At 56.7% G+C, this 17,796-nt stretch carries 15 protein-coding genes; 10 read left to right on the plus strand and 5 right to left on the minus strand.

What is annotated here, in order from left to right:
- Positions 1-89: 89 nt before the first annotated feature.
- Entirely contained in the window at positions 90-1,061 is a 972-nt protein-coding gene (locus JTJ32_RS03020; protein WP_210040769.1) for an alpha/beta hydrolase, read from the plus strand.
- Between the two features lie 67 nt (positions 1,062-1,128).
- Here JTJ32_RS03020 and JTJ32_RS03025 read toward each other — a convergent pair whose 3' ends face one another.
- The gene (locus tag JTJ32_RS03025; protein ID WP_210040771.1) at positions 1,129-4,128 is read right to left on the minus strand and encodes a type III effector HrpK domain-containing protein; all 3,000 of its coding nucleotides are present in this window, start codon (positions 4,126-4,128) and stop codon (positions 1,129-1,131) included.
- 379 nt (positions 4,129-4,507) lie between these two features.
- On the opposite strand from JTJ32_RS03025, the gene JTJ32_RS03030 reads away from it, so the two are divergent.
- Both JTJ32_RS03030 and JTJ32_RS03035 read left to right on the plus strand, forming a co-directional pair.
- On the plus strand, positions 4,508-5,200 hold the full coding sequence (locus JTJ32_RS03030; RefSeq protein ID WP_236059151.1) for a hypothetical protein: 693 nt from the start codon (positions 4,508-4,510) through the stop codon (positions 5,198-5,200).
- 298 nt (positions 5,201-5,498) lie between these two features.
- Positions 5,499-6,584: a type I restriction endonuclease gene (locus tag JTJ32_RS03035; RefSeq protein ID WP_210040773.1), complete on the plus strand. Its 1,086-nt coding sequence runs from the start codon at positions 5,499-5,501 to the stop codon at positions 6,582-6,584.
- A gap of 728 nt (positions 6,585-7,312) precedes the next feature.
- On the opposite strand, the gene JTJ32_RS03040 is transcribed toward JTJ32_RS03035, so the two are convergent.
- Positions 7,313-8,356, minus strand: a complete 1,044-nt coding sequence (locus JTJ32_RS03040; RefSeq protein WP_210040775.1) for a LysR family transcriptional regulator — start codon at positions 8,354-8,356, stop codon at positions 7,313-7,315.
- A 28-nt stretch (positions 8,357-8,384) separates the two neighbouring features.
- Between JTJ32_RS03040 and JTJ32_RS03045 the strand changes: the two genes are divergently transcribed.
- From JTJ32_RS03045 to JTJ32_RS03055, 3 genes are all read left to right on the plus strand, one after another.
- The gene (locus tag JTJ32_RS03045) at positions 8,385-9,488 is read left to right on the plus strand and encodes an alkene reductase (protein WP_210040777.1); all 1,104 of its coding nucleotides are present in this window, start codon (positions 8,385-8,387) and stop codon (positions 9,486-9,488) included.
- A gap of 143 nt (positions 9,489-9,631) precedes the next feature.
- Positions 9,632-10,015 (plus strand): nuclear transport factor 2 family protein, encoded by a 384-nt coding sequence (locus JTJ32_RS03050; RefSeq protein WP_184319506.1) that lies wholly within the window; start codon positions 9,632-9,634, stop codon positions 10,013-10,015.
- Between the two features lie 279 nt (positions 10,016-10,294).
- Complete coding sequence (locus tag JTJ32_RS03055; protein ID WP_210040779.1) at positions 10,295-11,083, plus strand: hypothetical protein; 789 nt, start codon at positions 10,295-10,297, stop codon at positions 11,081-11,083.
- Between the two features lie 149 nt (positions 11,084-11,232).
- On the opposite strand, the gene JTJ32_RS03060 is transcribed toward JTJ32_RS03055, so the two are convergent.
- Positions 11,233-11,889, minus strand: a complete 657-nt coding sequence (locus JTJ32_RS03060; RefSeq protein ID WP_210041114.1) for a glutathione S-transferase — start codon at positions 11,887-11,889, stop codon at positions 11,233-11,235.
- A gap of 192 nt (positions 11,890-12,081) precedes the next feature.
- Between JTJ32_RS03060 and JTJ32_RS03065 the strand changes: the two genes are divergently transcribed.
- A complete protein-coding gene (locus JTJ32_RS03065; RefSeq protein ID WP_210040780.1) occupies positions 12,082-12,657 on the plus strand; it encodes a TetR/AcrR family transcriptional regulator in 576 nt (191 codons plus the stop codon).
- Here the strand turns inward: JTJ32_RS03065 and chrA are convergent.
- A complete protein-coding gene (gene chrA / locus JTJ32_RS03070) occupies positions 12,654-14,012 on the minus strand; it encodes a chromate efflux transporter (RefSeq protein WP_210040782.1) in 1,359 nt (452 codons plus the stop codon). The genes JTJ32_RS03065 and chrA overlap by 4 nt on opposite strands.
- 45 nt (positions 14,013-14,057) lie before the next feature.
- Positions 14,058-14,726: a GntR family transcriptional regulator gene (locus JTJ32_RS03075; RefSeq protein ID WP_099228231.1), complete on the minus strand. Its 669-nt coding sequence runs from the start codon at positions 14,724-14,726 to the stop codon at positions 14,058-14,060.
- Positions 14,727-14,979: 253 nt separating this feature from the next.
- Between JTJ32_RS03075 and JTJ32_RS03080 the strand changes: the two genes are divergently transcribed.
- The 3 genes from JTJ32_RS03080 to JTJ32_RS03090 are packed head-to-tail and all read left to right on the plus strand — an operon-like array spanning position 14,980 to position 17,792.
- Positions 14,980-16,212 (plus strand): NRAMP family divalent metal transporter, encoded by a 1,233-nt coding sequence (locus tag JTJ32_RS03080; RefSeq protein ID WP_210040784.1) that lies wholly within the window; start codon positions 14,980-14,982, stop codon positions 16,210-16,212.
- 18 nt (positions 16,213-16,230) lie between these two features.
- A complete protein-coding gene (locus tag JTJ32_RS03085; RefSeq protein ID WP_099228233.1) occupies positions 16,231-17,001 on the plus strand; it encodes a LamB/YcsF family protein in 771 nt (256 codons plus the stop codon).
- Positions 16,998-17,792 (plus strand): putative hydro-lyase, encoded by a 795-nt coding sequence (locus JTJ32_RS03090; protein WP_099228234.1) that lies wholly within the window; start codon positions 16,998-17,000, stop codon positions 17,790-17,792. The genes JTJ32_RS03085 and JTJ32_RS03090 overlap by 4 nt, the downstream gene beginning before the upstream one ends.
- Positions 17,793-17,796 lie beyond the last annotated feature (4 nt).

Raw genomic sequence — 17,796 nt, forward strand, 5'->3', positions numbered from 1 at the left:
AATGAACGCCGCCGCGACGCGCGACTCTATTCATGACTGCACCCCATCAATCATAACGACGACCATCGGCCTGACAGGAGCGCAAGCATTTGGATAACAGACAATCCTTGTCTTTCAGCGAGCAGGAGCGGGCCGAGGCCCGCCAGCTAAACAGGAAGCTCGCCCGCTTTCCGCGTTTCAAAATACGCAACCGCGTCATGCCCGTGCTGATTCAGTCACTGTTGCGCGTCAGCCAGATCGGCGGCGGTGGCAAGCTCACTCGACACGGACTTCAGGCCGAAAAGAAAATCGTCAGCACCCACGGTGTCCCCGTGTCAGTGCGCATCATCAGGCCCAAGGGCCAGCCAAAAGGTGTTGTGCTCGACTTTCACGGTGGCGGCTGGGTGATCGGCAATGCGCAGATGAACGATGACCTCAACGTCGCGATGGTCAACGAATGCGACGTGGCCGTGGTGTCGGTGGATTACCGGCTCGCCGTGTCCACGCCCGTTGAAGGGGTGATGGACGACTGTTTCTCGGCCGCGTGCTGGCTGCTGGGAGACAATTGCCCTGAGTTCGCGGGCCTGCCTGTCATCGTCGTCGGTGAATCCGCCGGTGGCCACCTGGCGGCCACGACGCTGCTGAAACTGAAAGAGAAGCCCGAGCTGCTGCAACGCATCAAAGGCGCGCTGCTTTACTACGGCGTCTACGACCTCACCGGAACTCCCAGCGTGCGCGCCGCCGGCCCCGAAACGCTCGTTCTCGACGGCCCCGGCATGGTCGAGGCCTTGCGCCTGCTCACGCCTGGTCTGACCGACGAGCAGCGTCGGCAACCCACGCTGTCGCCCTTGTACGGCGATCTTTCCGGCATGCCGCCTGCGCTGATGTTCGTCGGCGACATCGATCCGTTGCTGGACGACACGCTGCAAATGGCCGAGCGCTGGAAAACCGTGGCGGAGGTGGAAATGCACCGGCTGCCGGACTTGCCGCACGGGTTCGTTCACTTCCCTACGGCGATGTCGGGGAGGGTGCTGGCACGCAGTCGGGAGTGGCTGAGCGGGATGATCAAGGCTGAGGCCTGATCCTCACATCCGGCGAGACCGGGTGTGAGGGTCAGCGCACGTCACGGGGCTTGCGCCCCGCGCTGCGTCAGGACGCGACGGTGGAGTCTTCACCGCCCGGCCAGTCTTTGATTGGAATGTCGTCGATGGTGCCATCCTTCACACCGTCGATGGCGTAGCGTCTGATGCTGTCCCCCAGCACCTGTGCGAAGTCATCGGCTTTGGCCTGTTGTTGGCCTTCCCTGACCAGACCGGGAATGAGCGCCCCCAGGACCGCCACGCCGCCAGCCAGGAAACCCAGCGTACCGGCGGCTGCAGCCAGCGCCGGGATGAAGCGGGGCAGGTTGGCGCTCAGCAGGCCCAGTGTGCCCTCAAGGGCCGAGGCCGAACCGGAAAGAACGCCCAGAGACCCGGCAGTCACGCCGAAGCCGCCAGTGAGGTTGTCGCCTCGACGGATCGCGTTCACGCCATCGAAAATCCCGTAGGCACCTGCCGCGATATTGGCCAGACCGCCCAGGCCCTTGGCCGCTTCCTCATACTGCTTGGCGACAGCGATCGCGTTCTTGCCGTCTTTGATGTTGTCCTTGAGTTTATCGAGTTGCTCGCGGGACAGGTTGTCAGGGTTGTCGGTCAGGGTCTTTTCCCGTTTGGCGAGCGACTCGTTCATCGAGACCTGATAAGCCTTGGTGCCGCCTTCGGTGAACAGCGTGGCGGCCTGCACCGAGCCGGTGGTGATGTCGACGATGTTGCGGTCGGTCAGCTTGCCCGAACCCTGCGCGCCCCGAGCGATGGTCATGCCCGCCATGAAAAGACCGCTGACCCCGTGAAGCACACCGCTGCCATACGCACCTTTGGCATCGCCACCGGTGTCGAACTTGCTCAGCATGTCCATCTTGTCCAACGCTTTGGTGCCCTGGCGGAACATGTCCCAGTTACCCCTGAAACCCGAAAGCACCTGATCGGTAGTGGCGACAGTGCCATCCTTGTTCAGCAGCAGTTCCGGAGATTCCTGGCGCATCTGATCGATCAGCTTGCGCACTTTGTCCTCGTCAAGGTCCTTGCCGCCGTCCTTGCCGAAGGCTTTTTGCATGTCTTCGAAGGTGGCGTCCTTGAAGAGGTTTTCCTGGGATATCTTCGAGAAATTGTCGTTGAGCTGCTTGTCGAAGCCTCCGGTAAAGGTCGGGTCCAGCGTGGCGTTATAGAGCGCGACTTCCATGCTGAAAGCACTGGCGGCTGCTTCCGGTGCATTGGTCTTGAGCAACTCGCGCATACGCTCACCGGAGGCCAGAGAATCCTTGTAATAGGTCTTCAGGGCCTCGCTGTGGGAAGACTTGCCTACGCCAGCCTGGATCTCGGCAGCGTTATTGATACCCAGGATGCCTTGAACGCTCTGAGCCGTGGCGTAAAACTGCGTCAGCGCGGCGGTCTGATCGGTCTTGCCATCCTTGGTGTTGGCCTCCCAGGCCTTGTCCAGTGCCTTGCCGGACTTGATCTCGTCTTCGTAGGTTTTGCTGACCGCATCCTTGAGGCCCGGACTGGCCTCGAACAAGTCCTTCATGCCCTTGGCGCTGCTGTCTTTGAGAAAGGCTGCGGTCTCGGGGTCGTTCTGCAGAATGGCCATGTGGTCGCCGATATCCTTGAGCAGCTTCTCCGGTTCCCAGATAGCGCCAGACCCATTGGCGATGGCGACCTTGCCGTAATCGTCGCCCCACATTCCGGCGTTGGCGCCGTCTACCACCAGCTTCTGGGATTTTTGCAAATCCAGCAGCACCGCGACCTTTTCCTCGGCCGTGTAGTGTTCAGGGTGTTCGAACACGTCTTTGCCCAGCTTGCTGGTGTCCACGTTGCGGGTCAGGTTCCCGGAGACCACGCTGGACAACAGGCTGCTCAGGGTCATGGCGTCCACCGGAGCACCACTTTTCAGAAAGGCCTGCAGGTCGCCGCTGCTGACCTTGCCGTCGGCCGACTTCGCCAGATTGCCGCTGGCCGTGTCGAGCAGCTTGAAGGCGCCCGGCTGCGACCAGAAGCTCAAGGCATCTTGCTCAAGGCCACCCAGTTGCGGGTTGCTGTCTATGTAGTCCTTGATGTTCTGAGCGGTCAGGGTGCCGTCGGCGCCAGTCTTGCCACGAATGGAGTCGTACATCTGCTCCAGAATCGCCGTGTATTGCGCAATCTGCCTGGAACCTTCGTCGGCGTTCTTGTTGGTTTCAACGTAGGTTTTATACCCGGCGATGTCATGACTGGCCTGCGCCTTGGGCAGGGACGAGAAACCGTACTTGCCGAAGTCCTGCAAACGTCCGGCTTCGGTGCCGTGTTTGGCTTCGCCGCCCTTGGTAAAGCCATTGATCCGGGTGTCAGCCACGTCCTTGCCGGTCAGCGGTTTGCCACCTTCGTCGTAACCGACGATACGGTCCATCACCTGGCCCGCACGGAAAGCCGCGTCGGGATCGTTTTCGAAGTCACCCACTTGCTCCTTGAGCATGTCCTTCACGCCACTCTGATTGCCCATATGCTTGAGCAGTGGATTATCGTCAATGATGTCCTGAGCCGAACGGGTATCGCCCTCCGGACGAACCCACTGGATGCCCGCCGCTTCGGCCTGCTCCCGCGCAGCGCTGCTGTCACCGGCGCTGTCCACGTGCTTGAGCTCACCCTTGAGATTCTCCCAGCCGTACTTGCCGAAATCCTGCAAACGACCGGCTTCGGTGCCGTGTCTGGCGTCACCACCCTTGGTGAACCCATCGACCCGGCCGTTGCCGTCATTGCCATTCACAATGCGCACGCCGTCCTCGTTCAGCAATTCCACATGATCCAGAACCTGAACAGCGCGATACGCCGCGTCGCGATCATGCTCGAAGTCACCGACACGCTCCTTGAGCTTGTCCTTCACGCCACTCTGATTGCCCAGATTCTTCAGCAACGGGCTGGCGTCGATAATCTCTTGGGCAGATCGCTTGTCATCGCCGGGCAACTCCCACTCGATGCCCGCGTCTTTGGCCTTTGCGCGGTCAACCGAGTTGCTCCACTGACTTTGCGAATTGGATTCCGCCGTGCGGTTCTTGGATATGTTTTCTACGGAAACGGACATGTGCAGGCTCCTTGGTAATAAACCCCGCCAGAACAACGCCGCATAAAAGCGACGCCGAGCGCTGACCGGCTGACTGACAGGGTAGAGAGAGGTAAGGCTCGAACACACCCGAGGGTAGGGAGCGCACATGAGGTGGATGTGACACGGGCTGTGAAATGTTGTGAATTTACACAGGTGGGGGGAAGGGGGGTGTCGGTGATTCGCGGAGGTCGAGGCGTACTTCCGTTGGCAGACAACGGGCTTGTGAAGATGACCAGCAGTCCGGAAAGTGAACGACGCTTTTTTGAAAAGCGCCTGACTGGAAGAGAAAATCAGTGACAGCAAGCCCGCTGCTGATGACATCGGGTTTTGCCGGAAGGGTACATATCTGGTACTGAAAATGCTTGGCGGCAAAGGACGTTTTCAAAGGGGGGTAGAGGTTTACAGCTTCTCCAACGCGTTGGGGCTTCGGCCGGATGTGGCGTGGTGCGAAAGGGTGCTTTCGGCCAGAAGCAGACTTGATGGCGTTTGTGTAGTATCTGCCACTCTTCCCACCTGTATGAGATACACGGTGTCTGGCCGCTACTCTCCGTCCCCATCAAGGGCTGTACAAGACCTTCAAAACGCACGCTCGCTTTTGGGAAAGCGCCTGAGCGAGCTGCTGCACGACCAGTATTATTTCAACGACGAGAAAGAACTGGGAGACATAGGTTCTCTAGAGTGGCATTTTGGCGAGCGAGAAGTTTTATCGATGTATCTCTTGAGTGACGGCGAGAGAGTAGGCGCGGACTGGTTGCCGTCCGATACGCCAACGGCTTTCGAGATAGAGCCGAACGCGACCTGCTCTTGGAAAAGGGAGAACCTGCTCGCAGGTTTATCAGCAACGCACCTTGGGAACACAAAAATTTGCGCAGTCGAGGGAATTCTTGACTCTTTCAGCGGACCCGAGCCTTGGTTGGCCGGATTCAGAGTTACGTTCGAGACTGGTGACTTCTTGATTTACCTTAACCAAGGCGACGATGCCGTCGTGTTGATTAATGCCCTACCGCCAGTAAACGTGGGCCTCGAAACGCGCTTCGTTACCCCAATTTGATGAAAGCTTTGGGTCGAAAGGCGTATTTCGGTAACGACATTGGGACCTCGCTACGCCGCGCGCGGACTGGGTATATGTCGAAAGTTTCCCACGGCCCCGCTCAGCCGGGGTAATCGCTCCTTGTTACGCGGCGAAAAAACGCCTCGAAATGCTCCAAATGGCGCTGATGCTGCTCGTCGAGTCCTGCCTTCATACTCAACGCCAAGTGTGATCTGTGGCTTTCCCCAAGCCGCCGTAGTAGCGTTACGCCCTTACCGATTGGATCAAGGGCTTGCGAGCCCAGCACGGAGCTCCAAAAATGGATTTTCTTGAATCACTCAACTCTCTGTCCGCGAAAGTTCGGCAGCAAGCCGCTTCGATTCAGACAGAAGAGGCAACCAAAACAGCTCTAGTCATGCCGTTCATTCATACGGTGCTTGGCTACGATGTATTCGACCCTTCTGAAGTCGTCCCCGAATACACCTGTGATGTAGGAACGAAGAAAGGTGAAAAGATTGACTATGCCATCGTAAAAGATGGAAATATTCAAATTCTTATTGAGACAAAAAAGGTCGGCGAACCTCTTAACATAAATCATGCCAGCCAGCTTTTTCGGTATTTTCATGTAACGACTGCAAGAATTTCAATATTGACAAATGGTAGGGTCTATAAGTTTTTCACAGATCTCGATGCGCCTAACAAGATGGACGAAAAACCATTCTTAGAATTGGATCTTCTTGCAATCGATGATCATGCGATTCCTGAGCTTCAAAAACTGACAAAATCATCCTTCGATGTTGAATCAATTCTAAACGCAGCTGGTGAACTGAAATACGTCGGTCAAATAAAGCGCATGATTGCTGCTCAGTTCAGTCAGCCTGATGACGACTTCGTTAGGTATTTCGCGTCCCGTATATATGAGGGTGCTATCACTCAAAAAGTACGTGAACAGTTCATTGTGTTGACAAAAAAAGCCACCTCGCAATTTCTGAATGACCAAATCAATGACCGATTGAAGTCAGCTATGAGCGGGGTTACCGTGCCTACTGTCGCTGAGGTACTGATAGAAGCCAATACAAGTCCAGAGAAAGATGCTCCATTAGCGGATCGAATAGTTACTACGGTGGAAGAGATGGAAGGTTTTCACATCGTCAAATCCATCATACGTACGGTGGTGGACGCTAAGCGGATTAACCATCGAGACACCCAAAGTTATTTTGGTGTTCTCTTGGACGACAACAACAGAAAACCTATTGCGCGATTACATTTCAATCGTGCCCAAAAGTACATTGGCATATTTGAGAAAGACAAAGGTGAAACTAGACATCCGATAGCAACTCTCGATGATATCTACAGCTTTAGTGAAATGCTAAAAGAAACAGTTTTGCACTACAAAGTGATTTGAATTTTAATTAAATATTAGTATGGTATCGGAGACGACAACGTTCTTGGCGCTCTGTTTTTAGTGTTCCTATAACGGGACATTCGTTAAATGCCTCCACACAGAAAAGCCCGCATTGGCGGGCTTTTCTGTACCTGCCGGACGCCAGAGGGTGAGAGGCTGGCATACCACGGATAAGGCCGGTGGTGTGGTCGTGCACGCGCCTGCTCAACCTATGGAGGTGTGGCATTAGGGCGAATATGTGTTATGACGCCCACTAATAAGCACCGACTGGCCGCTTTCGACCCACAGCTGCCCTTCGCACGGCATGCGATCTGTGGGTAGAATCCCTTTTTCCAACCACTACGAATGGATGCTTATGGTCCAACCGACGACAGTAGCCAACATCGTTGGCCCTTGGAAAGGAGAGGCTCCGACAACGTTACTACAGCATTGTCGAGATGCTTGGGATACGCCTCTTAAAGAACTGTCAGATCTCATGGTCGCTGCTTTTCTGAACCAGCGAATCGCATTTCCTCAAATGTTGCCGAGGCCAAGCGGCGATTGGATTCAGAGCCCCGCGATGACACCGAATACTTCGATAACCAGCTGGCTGAGGCAGTTCTTGGCAGTAACCGGCCAACATTGGACATTACTGACTATTCATAGTCTTGGACCTTAAAAGGTGTGCCCTGACTTTATGTGTGCCGATTACTCGATGTTTCTGAGTAGGCCAACGTAGTAAAGTTGAATCAAAAATTCCCCACTTCATTGGCACTGCGCATGAAATCAACAAACGCACGCAGCTTGCCTGGCATGTGTTTGCGATGTGGGTAGTAAAGATGAAACGCATCGTCCATGCCGCTGTGCTGCTTCAATACCTGACGAAGCGTACCGTTTTCTAACTCTTGTTTTGCAAAGTCCTCGAAAACAAAGCCAATGCCATGGCCTTGTATCGCGGCATCAAGGACGGACCTCATTTCGTCAAAAATAAAACGTCCTTGAACATCCACTTGGACCATTTGTCCGCCATCTTCAAATCTCCACTCAAAGAATCTTCCACCCACTGAATACCGTTGGCGAATGCAGTTGTGCTTCAGCAGTTGCTCCAGTGTCTGGGGCTCAGCCAAGGTGCTGAAGTAATCCGGCGCTGCCACCACAATTCTTTTTTGTGTCGCTCCCAACTGTACCGCGACCATGTCGTTCTGCACTCTTTTTCCCATGCGCATGCCGATATCGAAACCGGCATTAACGATATCGCCAAGTTGGTTATCCAATGATACCTCGACGTTAATCAGAGGGAATTGCTCCATGAAGGCGGTCAGATGCGGCTCGATCAGGATGCGGTATGCAACGTACGACGAGTTGAGGCGCACTGTGCCAGAGGGTTGATCCGTCACGAGCGAGACTTGTGACAAGGAGTCTCTGATCAAGGCAAGCGCAGGTGCCAGTGCCGCGTTCAGTGACGCGCCGGCCTCGGTCAGGCTGACACTGCGCGTTGTTCGATTGAATAGCCGCACATTGAGTTGCGCCTCCACGCTTTTGATCGTGCGTGATACCGCAGTTGGCGTGACACCGATTTCTGCGGCGGCGCGAGCGAAGTTTAAATGTCTGGCGGCAGCCTCGAAGGTTAAAAGACCGGGTAAATGCACCGGTGGTAAAGGCAGTGAGCCCTCAGCGCCCTCAGCGCACCTCGGGCTCTGAATTATGACCTTTTTGCTCATACTGTATCCATGCTTATGACTATTTACGTCATTATCATTAACCACCATAGTTGATGCAGCAAGGATTTTCATCCGGCAAACATTTATCACTAGGAATCCCATGACACTCAACAGTCCATCAACGGATCTTTTCACGCCAATGGCTTTAGGCGCCTTATCTCTGGCCAACCGTATTGTCATGGCCCCTTTAACGCGCAGCCGCATGGGGCCAGAAGGCGTACCCAATGAAATGCACGCTCGCTACTACGCCCAACGTGCCAGCGCTGGTCTGATCATTAGTGAAGCGACCAATATTTCCGCCCAGGCGCGGGGGTATGCATTCACGCCAGGCATCTGGACTGAAGAGCACGTGGCAGGCTGGAAACGGGTCACAGATGCGGTGCATGCCGCTGGCGGGCTTATTGTTTGCCAGCTGTGGCATGTGGGGCGTTTCTCGCATGTGGCCCTGCAGCCCGGTGGCACGGCACCGGTAGCGCCATCGGCGATTAAAGCCGAAGGCCAGACCTTTACTGAAAAGGGAATGATGGACGTCTCCATGCCGCGGGCGCTGGAGACGTCCGAGATTCCGGGCATTATCGAGCAGTACCGACACGCCGCCGTATGCGCTAAACGTGCCGGCTTTGATGGTGTTGAAGTGCACTCTGCCAATAGCTATTTGCTCGATCAGTTTCTGCGCGACTCAACCAATCAGCGGACCGACCAATATGGTGGTTCGATTGAGAATCGCACACGACTCACACAGGAAGTCACCGCTGCAGTCGTCGAGATCTGGGGGCATGACCGCGTTGGAATTCGCCTCTCTCCCGTGACGCCAGATGCCGGAAACACGCCTCTGGACGGCCAGGTAATGCAAACCTATGGCTATTTGATTGAGCAACTGAATCGCTTCCAGCTCGCCTATATGCATTTTGTCGAGGGCGCTACCGCTACGTCACGCACTGTTCCGGAAAACGTTGATCTCGATGCGTTACGTGCACGGTTCAAAGGCCCCTACATCGGTAACAACAATTACGACATCGAACTGGCCGTTACCCGCCGTGCTGAGGGCAAGGTCGATGCAGTGGCTTTCGGTCGCCCGTTTATTGCCAATCCGGATTTGGTGCGGCGGCTAAAAGAAGGTGCAGGACTCGCTGTTGCGCCACGCGAAACCTATTACGGTAACGGCGCAAAAGGTTACACCGACTGGCCTACGCTCGCTGAATAAGCCGACTGGGCAACACTTCAAACGTGAGACCTTGGGCTCCAGCGCTGGACGTCGCTACAGAGCGATGGCAGGGGTTGATCTCAATGCCAGTCAAAAGTGGCCGGTTTTTTAATACGACTCGAATTAACATCAGGAGTACAAACATGAACAAACCTACCTATGTTTCGGAATATCAAGCCATCGTCGAAGTGCTGAATAAATACAACGAAGGCTGCAAACAGGCCAAAAGCAGCATCATGAAGCCAGCTTTCAGTGAGCAAGCAACGATGTTCAGTGTTGATGGTGACGGCAAGCTGACCGGTGGGCCTATTCAGACATTGTTCGATGTCATTGACAGCGCGTTCCGCCCGTCACCTGAAGCTCAAGGTGTAATCGTCAATATCGACATCGTAGGCACCGCTGCCAGCGCGCGCATCGATACCAATGATGTGTCGGGCTTTTGCTTTACAGATTTCTTTAACCTGCTGAAGGTCGATGGCGAGTGGACTGTGGTCAGCAAGATTTTCCACACCCACGTCGCGCCTTGAATATATAACTTCCTTGGCCACGCGGCAGATGAAGCCTTCAACCCTGTCTGTCGTGTTTTTCTTTTGCAGCCGAGCGCTGCAACTGTGCGTCCGGCATAGCGGCTGAAATACGCTGACTTCGATATCTGACTGGCTTTAAATAGGTCAAGTCCTGATGCTTGTGCCTATGGTGTTCCGGGATGCAGGGCTATTGACGCAGTACTTAAATATCGGGGTTTTTCGATATATGATGTGTTGTGCTCAGTCAAGAGCTGGAAAAACAAGTCAAGCGAGGACGCCGTGCAGGTTCTTACACTTTCAGATTTCGAAAAAATGGCGGTCAAGTATTCGGAGTTATTCTATTTCCGCTCTCTCAAGGGCGGCCCGAAGAATATCGCTTACTGGACATCGAACGTGTTCTTCATGCTCACGCTACTTTTTATGTTCAGCAGCGTAGGCGCCTGGATGTCAGGACGTGAGGCGAGTACAGCGCTGGCGGCGGTGGCCGTTCTGTTTGAGCTTCTCGGATTGATCGTCTGGATGGTTTTTTATGAACCTGTGTACAGATCTGACAAGCTTAAAAGGTCAGGCATCCCCGATTCGCTTTGCCAAAAACAGGACAGGGAGACTGTCAAAAGTATCTGGCTTAAACAGAATCTACCGGTCTCGCCCGACAAGTATCTTGGGGTGACGAAAACCTTCTATGAGGTCCAGGGAATGCTGGTTGAGTCCAGAAAGAACAGGCAATTGGGTGATCGATTCCTGATGGGGTTCTTCAGCCTCAAGCCGCTTCAGAGCGTGCTATCCATTCCAGTCATTTTGGCGTTGCTGAATTTTGCGTTGAGAATTCCAGGCGTTGATTTCACGGCGGCTGATATTGATTTCTCAGTGCTTGCAGGCAATGCTGCAAAATATTCCCTTACCCTTTTCCTTGTCGCGATCACGCTGGTTTTGACGACCGGGATGTTATTGACGATGGTTGTCGGTATATCGGAATTGATCAGCGAGAGGTATCGAGGCAAATGTGCTGACCTGACCAGAAAAAGATTTGTCAGGGCTTTGCTCGAACGAGCGGATCTGGCAGGTTAGGTTCTACGTCGAAGGGCGATTTCAATCCATATAGAACCGCGTGCCGCCCATTCGTATGGGCGGCACGTGGCATGGCAATCACCGGTTGAGGTGTCCGCAAACAGTTGACCACTGCACTGCGTTCACCCGCTGGATCAGGGGTGACCTGCTCAGCCTTTCGGTCTGCCGCTCTCAACCATCTCTTTCCACGTCTTCACACTCGGCCGTTCTTGCATCCGTAGATGCCATTCGCGCAGCGCGGTGCATTCTTCAGGCACCGGCAGTTTCACCAGCGAAGAAAATATCATCCCACCCAGTACGGCGATGTCGGCCATCGAGAACTTTTCGCCTGCGACAAAGGGCTGATGCTGGAGCAGTTCATCGAAATAGCGCATGCCTCTGACGGCCTTGTCGCGCATCCGGTTGCCCCATTCGGCGTTCTGATACAGCTCGACGTCTGGCCCCAACCCTGGGGTGGCGTGGTGGAAGTAGGTGCTGACGGCGTCGAGAAATTCGATTTCCGCGCGTTTGGTCATCATGTGGATGAGGCCTTTTTCGACAGGCGTTTCGCCGGTCAGGTCGGGGCTGCCCACCAATGCATCCAGGTATTGAGTGATGGCGGTGCATTCTGCGATGAGGGTGCCGTCGTTCAGTTCCAGAACTGGAAGGGTGCCCGAATAATTGACGGCCAGAAATTCCGGTTTCTTGTGTTCGCCAGTCCACAGGTTGACGGACACGAACTCGATGTTGGAGAGCAGGCCTTTCTCGGCCAGTGCGATGCGGACACGCGCCGGGTAAGGGCCGTCGTACCAATCGTGGATTTTCATCATCGGGATGGTGGTTGGGGTCGAGGGTGCAGTTGCATGTGTCATGGTCAGTTACCTGCCTGTCAGTTGGTAGGTAAAGAGTGAGCGCTCGATTCGGCGCTGTCAACCCCTGCCTACCAGTTGGCAGGTAAAGATTTTTGCGAGTAGAATCGCCGGCAATGATCAAGTGACTGTACGAGCGGGGAACCACACGTGAGCGAGAATGCCCGGGAAGCCATATTGGCCGCTGCGAAAGGCGCGGCTCAGGTACACGGCTACAGCGGAATCAATTTCCGCAGCATCGCCGATACCGTGGGGATCAAGAACGCCAGCATTTACTACCACTTCCCCAGCAAGGCGGATCTCGGTGCGGCGGTTGCCAGACGCTACTGGCAGGATACGGCTGCCGTGCTGGAGGCGATTCGTGATGAGAACACCGATCCGGCGCGTTGCCTGCAGCTGTACCCGTCGATCTTTCGCACGTCACTGGAAAACGGCAACCGGTTGTGTCTGTCCAGTTTCATGGCGGCCGAATATGAAGACCTGCCTGAGGAAGTGAAGAGCGAGGTCAAGGCATTTGCAGACGCCAACGTGGCGTGGCTCGCTCAGGTGCTGGCTGATGCGGGACTGGGAAGCGTGGAAAAATGCGAACGCCGTGCGCGTGCCATTTTCACTGCTGTGGCCGGGGCGCAGTTGATTGCCCGAACCCGCCTGGACATCAGCCAGTTCGACGACCTGATTCTCGATTATCAGGAAGCCGGACTGATCTCAATACCCTCCGTCAGCTAGCGCAACAGGTGCACCGCTAACCCGGTAAGCGCGCACGTGATCAGCACGTGTATAACGCCTCGTTTGAAGCGAAACAGGGCGATGGCGGCGGCAATGGCGATCAGCGCTGAGGGCCAGTCGATCCTGTCTCCGAAGCCTTGGGGCCACAACACGTGGTAGCCGAAGAAACAGGCGAGGTTGAGGATGACCCCGACCACTGCGGCGGTGATGGCGGTGAGCGGGGCGGTCAGTCTGAGCTCATTGTGGGTCGATTCCACCAGCGGACCGCCCGCCAGAATAAACAGGAACGACGGCAGGAAGGTGAACCAGGTCACCAGTGCGGCGGCGACCGCACCTGCCAGAAACACTTGATCCGGCCCGAAGACCTGCATCACGTAGGCACCGACAAATCCGACGAAGGCCACCACCATGATCAACGGTCCTGGCGTGGTTTCACCCAGTGCCAGCCCGTCGATCATCTGGGTCGGCGTCAGCCATCCGAAATGTCCGACTGCGCCCTGATACACGTAGGGAAGCACCGCGTAGGCACCGCCGAAGGTCAGCAACGCCGCCTTGGTGAAGAACCAGCTCATTTGCGTCAGAGTGCCGGTCCAGCCGAAAAGGGCGGTCAGTATCGCCATGGGCAGCGTCCACAGCACCAGACCGATCACGATCAGTTTCATCAGCTTCGAGGCGCTGAATCGGGCGTGTTCGGGCGTCGGTGTGTCGTCGTCGATCAACGCCGCGCCAAAGGTCTTGTCCGCTGTCGTGTGCCCTCCAACGCGGAAGTACTCCGGCGCGAGGCGACCTCCTGCGTAGCCGATGACGGCAGCGGCGAGCACGATCAAGGGGAACGGCACATTGAAGGCGAAGATGGCGGTGAACGACGCGGCTGCAATCGCCCATAGCGCGTTGTTCTTCAAAGCCCTCGAGCCGATCCGGTGAGCCGCCTGCACCACGATGGCAGTCACGGCGGGTTTGATGCCGTAGAAAAGTCCGGCCACGACAGGCACATCACCCAGTGCTATGTACATCCACGACAACGCGATCAGGATGAACAGTGAGGGCAGCACAAACAGGGCACCGGCGATGACACCGCCCCATGTCCGGTGCATCAGCCAGCCAATGTAGGTCGCCAGCTGCTGCGCCTCCGGGCCGGGGAGCAACATGCAGTAGTTGAGGGCATGCAGGAACCGGCGCTCCGAGATCCAGCGTCTGCGCTCCACCAGCTCCTGATGCATGATTGAAATCTGCCCGGCCGGACCGCCGAAGCTGATGAAGCCCAGTTTGAGCCAGAACCGGAAGGCTTCGCGAAGGCTGACGGGTTCCGGCCTGGAAAGGTCTTGTTCAACAAGTGACGGGCCGACTGTGTTCACCGGCAGATTCCTCAGAACGTTCCAGGGCGCGCCAATGGTTACGGGTTACCGTTTCAGGCTGCGCTCGTAAGCAGCCAGTACCGTCCGCTCCGATTGCACCAGATACGACTCAAGCATCGCAGTAGCCTTTTCAGACTGGCCCGCTTCAACGCATTCAAGAATCCCGGCGTTCATGTCGATGTAAGGAACGTGGAGGAACTCCGGCGCGTTGAGCAACCCGAAGGCCAGCCTCAGCTCCGCCGAGATTTGTCCGTAGAACACCACCAGACGCGGGCTGTCGGCCAGTTCGACAATGCCCTGGTGGAACATCATGTTGGCGGTACCCACGGCCACCCAGTCCTTGGCTTCACGCGCACGCACACTGGCGTCGACCGCTTCACGCATGCGCAGCGCTCCGGGGTGCTGTGGATAGCCCTGGGCAATGGCATTGCATTCGATGAAGCGGCGCACGCGGTAGATGTCGATGATCGAGGCCATGTCCGGCTCGGCCACCGTCACGCCGCGATTGGGTTCGTGCTTGAGCAGGCCTTCGCGCGTCAGCACCCTGAACGCTTCTCTCAGCGTATTGCGCGAGATGTCCAGATTCTCGGCCAGCGCCGCTTCGGACAGGCGCTGACCTGGCACCAGTTCGCCTTCGACCAGCATCCTGCGAATTTCTTGAGTGATGGATTCTCCCAGCGTGCGGGCGGGAGAAGGGGGTACTGCGTCGTTCATAAGGGGTCCAGGGTGGGAAAAGCCGCGACGATATTCCCTGAGAGCTTAGTGCGTGGCAAGAAAGAAGCGCGCTGTGTGCTTCATTAGGTAGCGCCTCTGGTTCTTGAAGTAACAAATTGGTGCAATTGAGTGATCAATAGCTATAGGATTGTTCAACAATAATTCCGCTTGGCACCTACATCTCAGGCTGATTGGTTGAGTATTGGCATGCTCATTGCTCTGCTCAGGTATCACTCACCGTAGGAATGTTGCCGTGACACAGACCACTCAAGAGTTTACGAAAGCCCGGCGCGCTTCGTTGATCGCCGCGATATTCATGATGGCGACGTCCGCCATCGGTCCAGGCTTCCTCACTCAGACGGCGACCTTTACCGCCACGCTGGGTGCAGCGTTTGCGTTTGGTATTCTGGCGTCGATCCTGATCGATTTCGTGGTCCAGTTGAACGTCTGGCGTATCGTGTCGCTGACCAAAATGCGCGCGGCCGATCTGGCCAATGCTGCCATTCCGGGCAGTGGCTACTTGCTGACGGTGTTGGTGCTGTGCGGTGGTCTGGTGTTCATGCTGGGTAACATTGCCGGTGCAGGTCTGGGTTTGAATGCGCTGACCGGCCTCGATCCCAAATGGGGGGGCGCCTTGAGTGCGCTGCTCGCCATTGCGATCTTCTCGTCTCATCGCGCAGGGGTGGCGATGGACCGGATCATGATGGGGCTGGGCATTCTGAAAATATGCCTGATCGTGTTCGCTTGCTTCGCGACCCATCCGCCGCTGGGCGAGGCCCTGCGTCAGTCGGTGTGGCCTGACTTCATCGACTTTGCCTCGATTACGACTATCGTGGGCGGCACGGTAGGCGGTTACATCACCTATGCAGGCGCTCACCGTCTGCTTGACCGTGGCACCGTTGGCGTGGAAAACATTCAGGCCGTATCCCGCGCTGCACTGACCGGTATCCTGGTCACTGGCATCGCTCGCTACATATTGTTTCTCGCTATTCTGGGTGTGGTGGCAAGCGGCGTGGTCATCGACGTGTCTGGCAAGGGCGCAAACCCTGCCGGCCAAGCCTTCCAGGCGGCAGCAGGCGACATCGGCATGATGATGTTCGGCCTGGTGCTATGGGCGGCGGGTATCAGCAGTGTGATCGGCGCGTCTTATACGTCGATGTCCTTCATAACGGTGTTCTCCAGGAAGATCACTGAGCGCGCTCGTCACCTCGCCACCGTGGCTTTCATTGTCATCTGCATGGCGGTGTATCTGCTGATCGGCAAGCCGCCAGCGGCACTGCTGGTGTTCGCAGGTGGTTTCAACGGCCTTATCCTGCCGCTGGGCCTAAGTATTTTCATGTACGTGGGCTGGCGCCGTTCGGACCTCATGGACGGCTACCACTATCCTCGCTGGCTGCTGGTGCTGGGCATCCTGACCTGTCTGCTGTCGTGGTTCATGGCTTACAAATCGGCAGGCGCCATTTTTGCCTTCATCGGCGCGGCCTGATCCAAAGGAGATTTTCTGATGCGTGCAATTGACCTTAACAGCGACCTGGGAGAAAGCTTCGGCGCCTGGAGCATGGGCGACGATGCGGCGATTCTCGAAGTGGTCAGCAGCGCCAACGTGGCGTGCGGATTTCATGCCGGCGATCCGGCCGGAATACTGCGCACGCTGGAAGCCGCCGCAGCGCGTGATGTGGCCGTCGGTGCCCATGTGGCTTATCCGGACTTGGTCGGCTTCGGTCGGCGCAACATGGACGTGCCGACCGAGCAGCTCACCGCCGATGTCATCTACCAGATCGGTGCGCTTCAGGGCCTGGCCCGCAGCGCCGGGACGACAGTGACCTACGTCAAGCCTCACGGCGCGCTGTACAACACCATCGCAGGCGACCCGGTTCAGGCGGCTGCGGTGATTCAGGCGATCCTGCGCATCGACCCGCAGCTCAAGCTGGTCTGCCTCGCCAATTCGAAGTTGCTCGGCTGGGCGCGTGATGCGGGTCTGACCTGTGTGTCCGAAGCCTTTGCGGACCGGGCGTATACCGCTCAAGGCACGCTGGTGTCCCGCTCGCGTCCCGGTGCCGTGTTGCACGATGTCGAGCTGATCACCGCGCGCATGTTGCGTCTGGTGCGCGATGGCGTCATCGAGGCCGAGGACGGCAGCCTGATCGAGCTGGAAGCCGATTCGATCTGCGTGCATGGCGACAGCCCGGGCGCGGTGAATATCGCCCACGCCCTCAAACGACGTCTGCTTGAGGCAGGGGTCAACATTCGTGCATTTACCCGAGGTCAGCCATGAATTCCTTCAACGACGCCCGTCAGGCAGCCATTGCCGCCCGTGCCCAGTATCGCGAAGGCATGGTGTCTCCCACTGCGGGCCATGCACCGGGTCTGACCCAGGCCAACATGATTTGCCTGCCGCGCGAATGGGCCTACGATTTTCTGCTGTTCGCTCAGCGCAATCCTCAAGCCTGTCCGATTCTGGACGTCACTGAGGCCGGCAGTTACAGCACCGTTCTGGCCGAGGGCGCTGACCTGCGTACTGACATTCCGCTGTATCGCGTCTGGCGCGACGGCAAGCTGGCCGATGAAGTGACCGATGTGCGGGATCTCTGGACCGAGCATACGGATCTGGTCACTTTTCTGATTGGTTGCAGCTTCACCTTCGAGACCCCTTTGCTGGAAGCCGGCATCGATGTGCGTCACATCAGCGAGGGCTGCAACGTGCCGATGTATCGCAGCAACCGCCTCTGCCGTCCGGCCGGGCGTCTGAAAGGTGAAACGGTGGTCTCGATGCGGCCCATCCCGGCGGACCGGGTGGCCGATGCCGTCAAGATCACCGCACGCTATCCCAACGTGCATGGCGCTCCGGTCCATGTAGGCGAGCCTGGTTTGCTGGGTATCGCGGACATTTCCCGTCCGGACTTCGGCGATGCCGTTACTGTCAAACCCGGCGAAGTCCCGGTGTTCTGGGCCTGCGGTGTGACACCGCAGGCTGTGGTCATGGCGTCCGGAGTACCTTTTGCGATTTCCCATGCACCGGGTTACATGTTCATCACCGATGTGCCCGACAGCCACTACCACGTATAGGAGA

It is taken from the genome of Pseudomonas alliivorans (genome assembly GCF_017826695.1).
GTDB lineage: Bacteria > Pseudomonadota > Gammaproteobacteria > Pseudomonadales > Pseudomonadaceae > Aquipseudomonas > Aquipseudomonas alliivorans.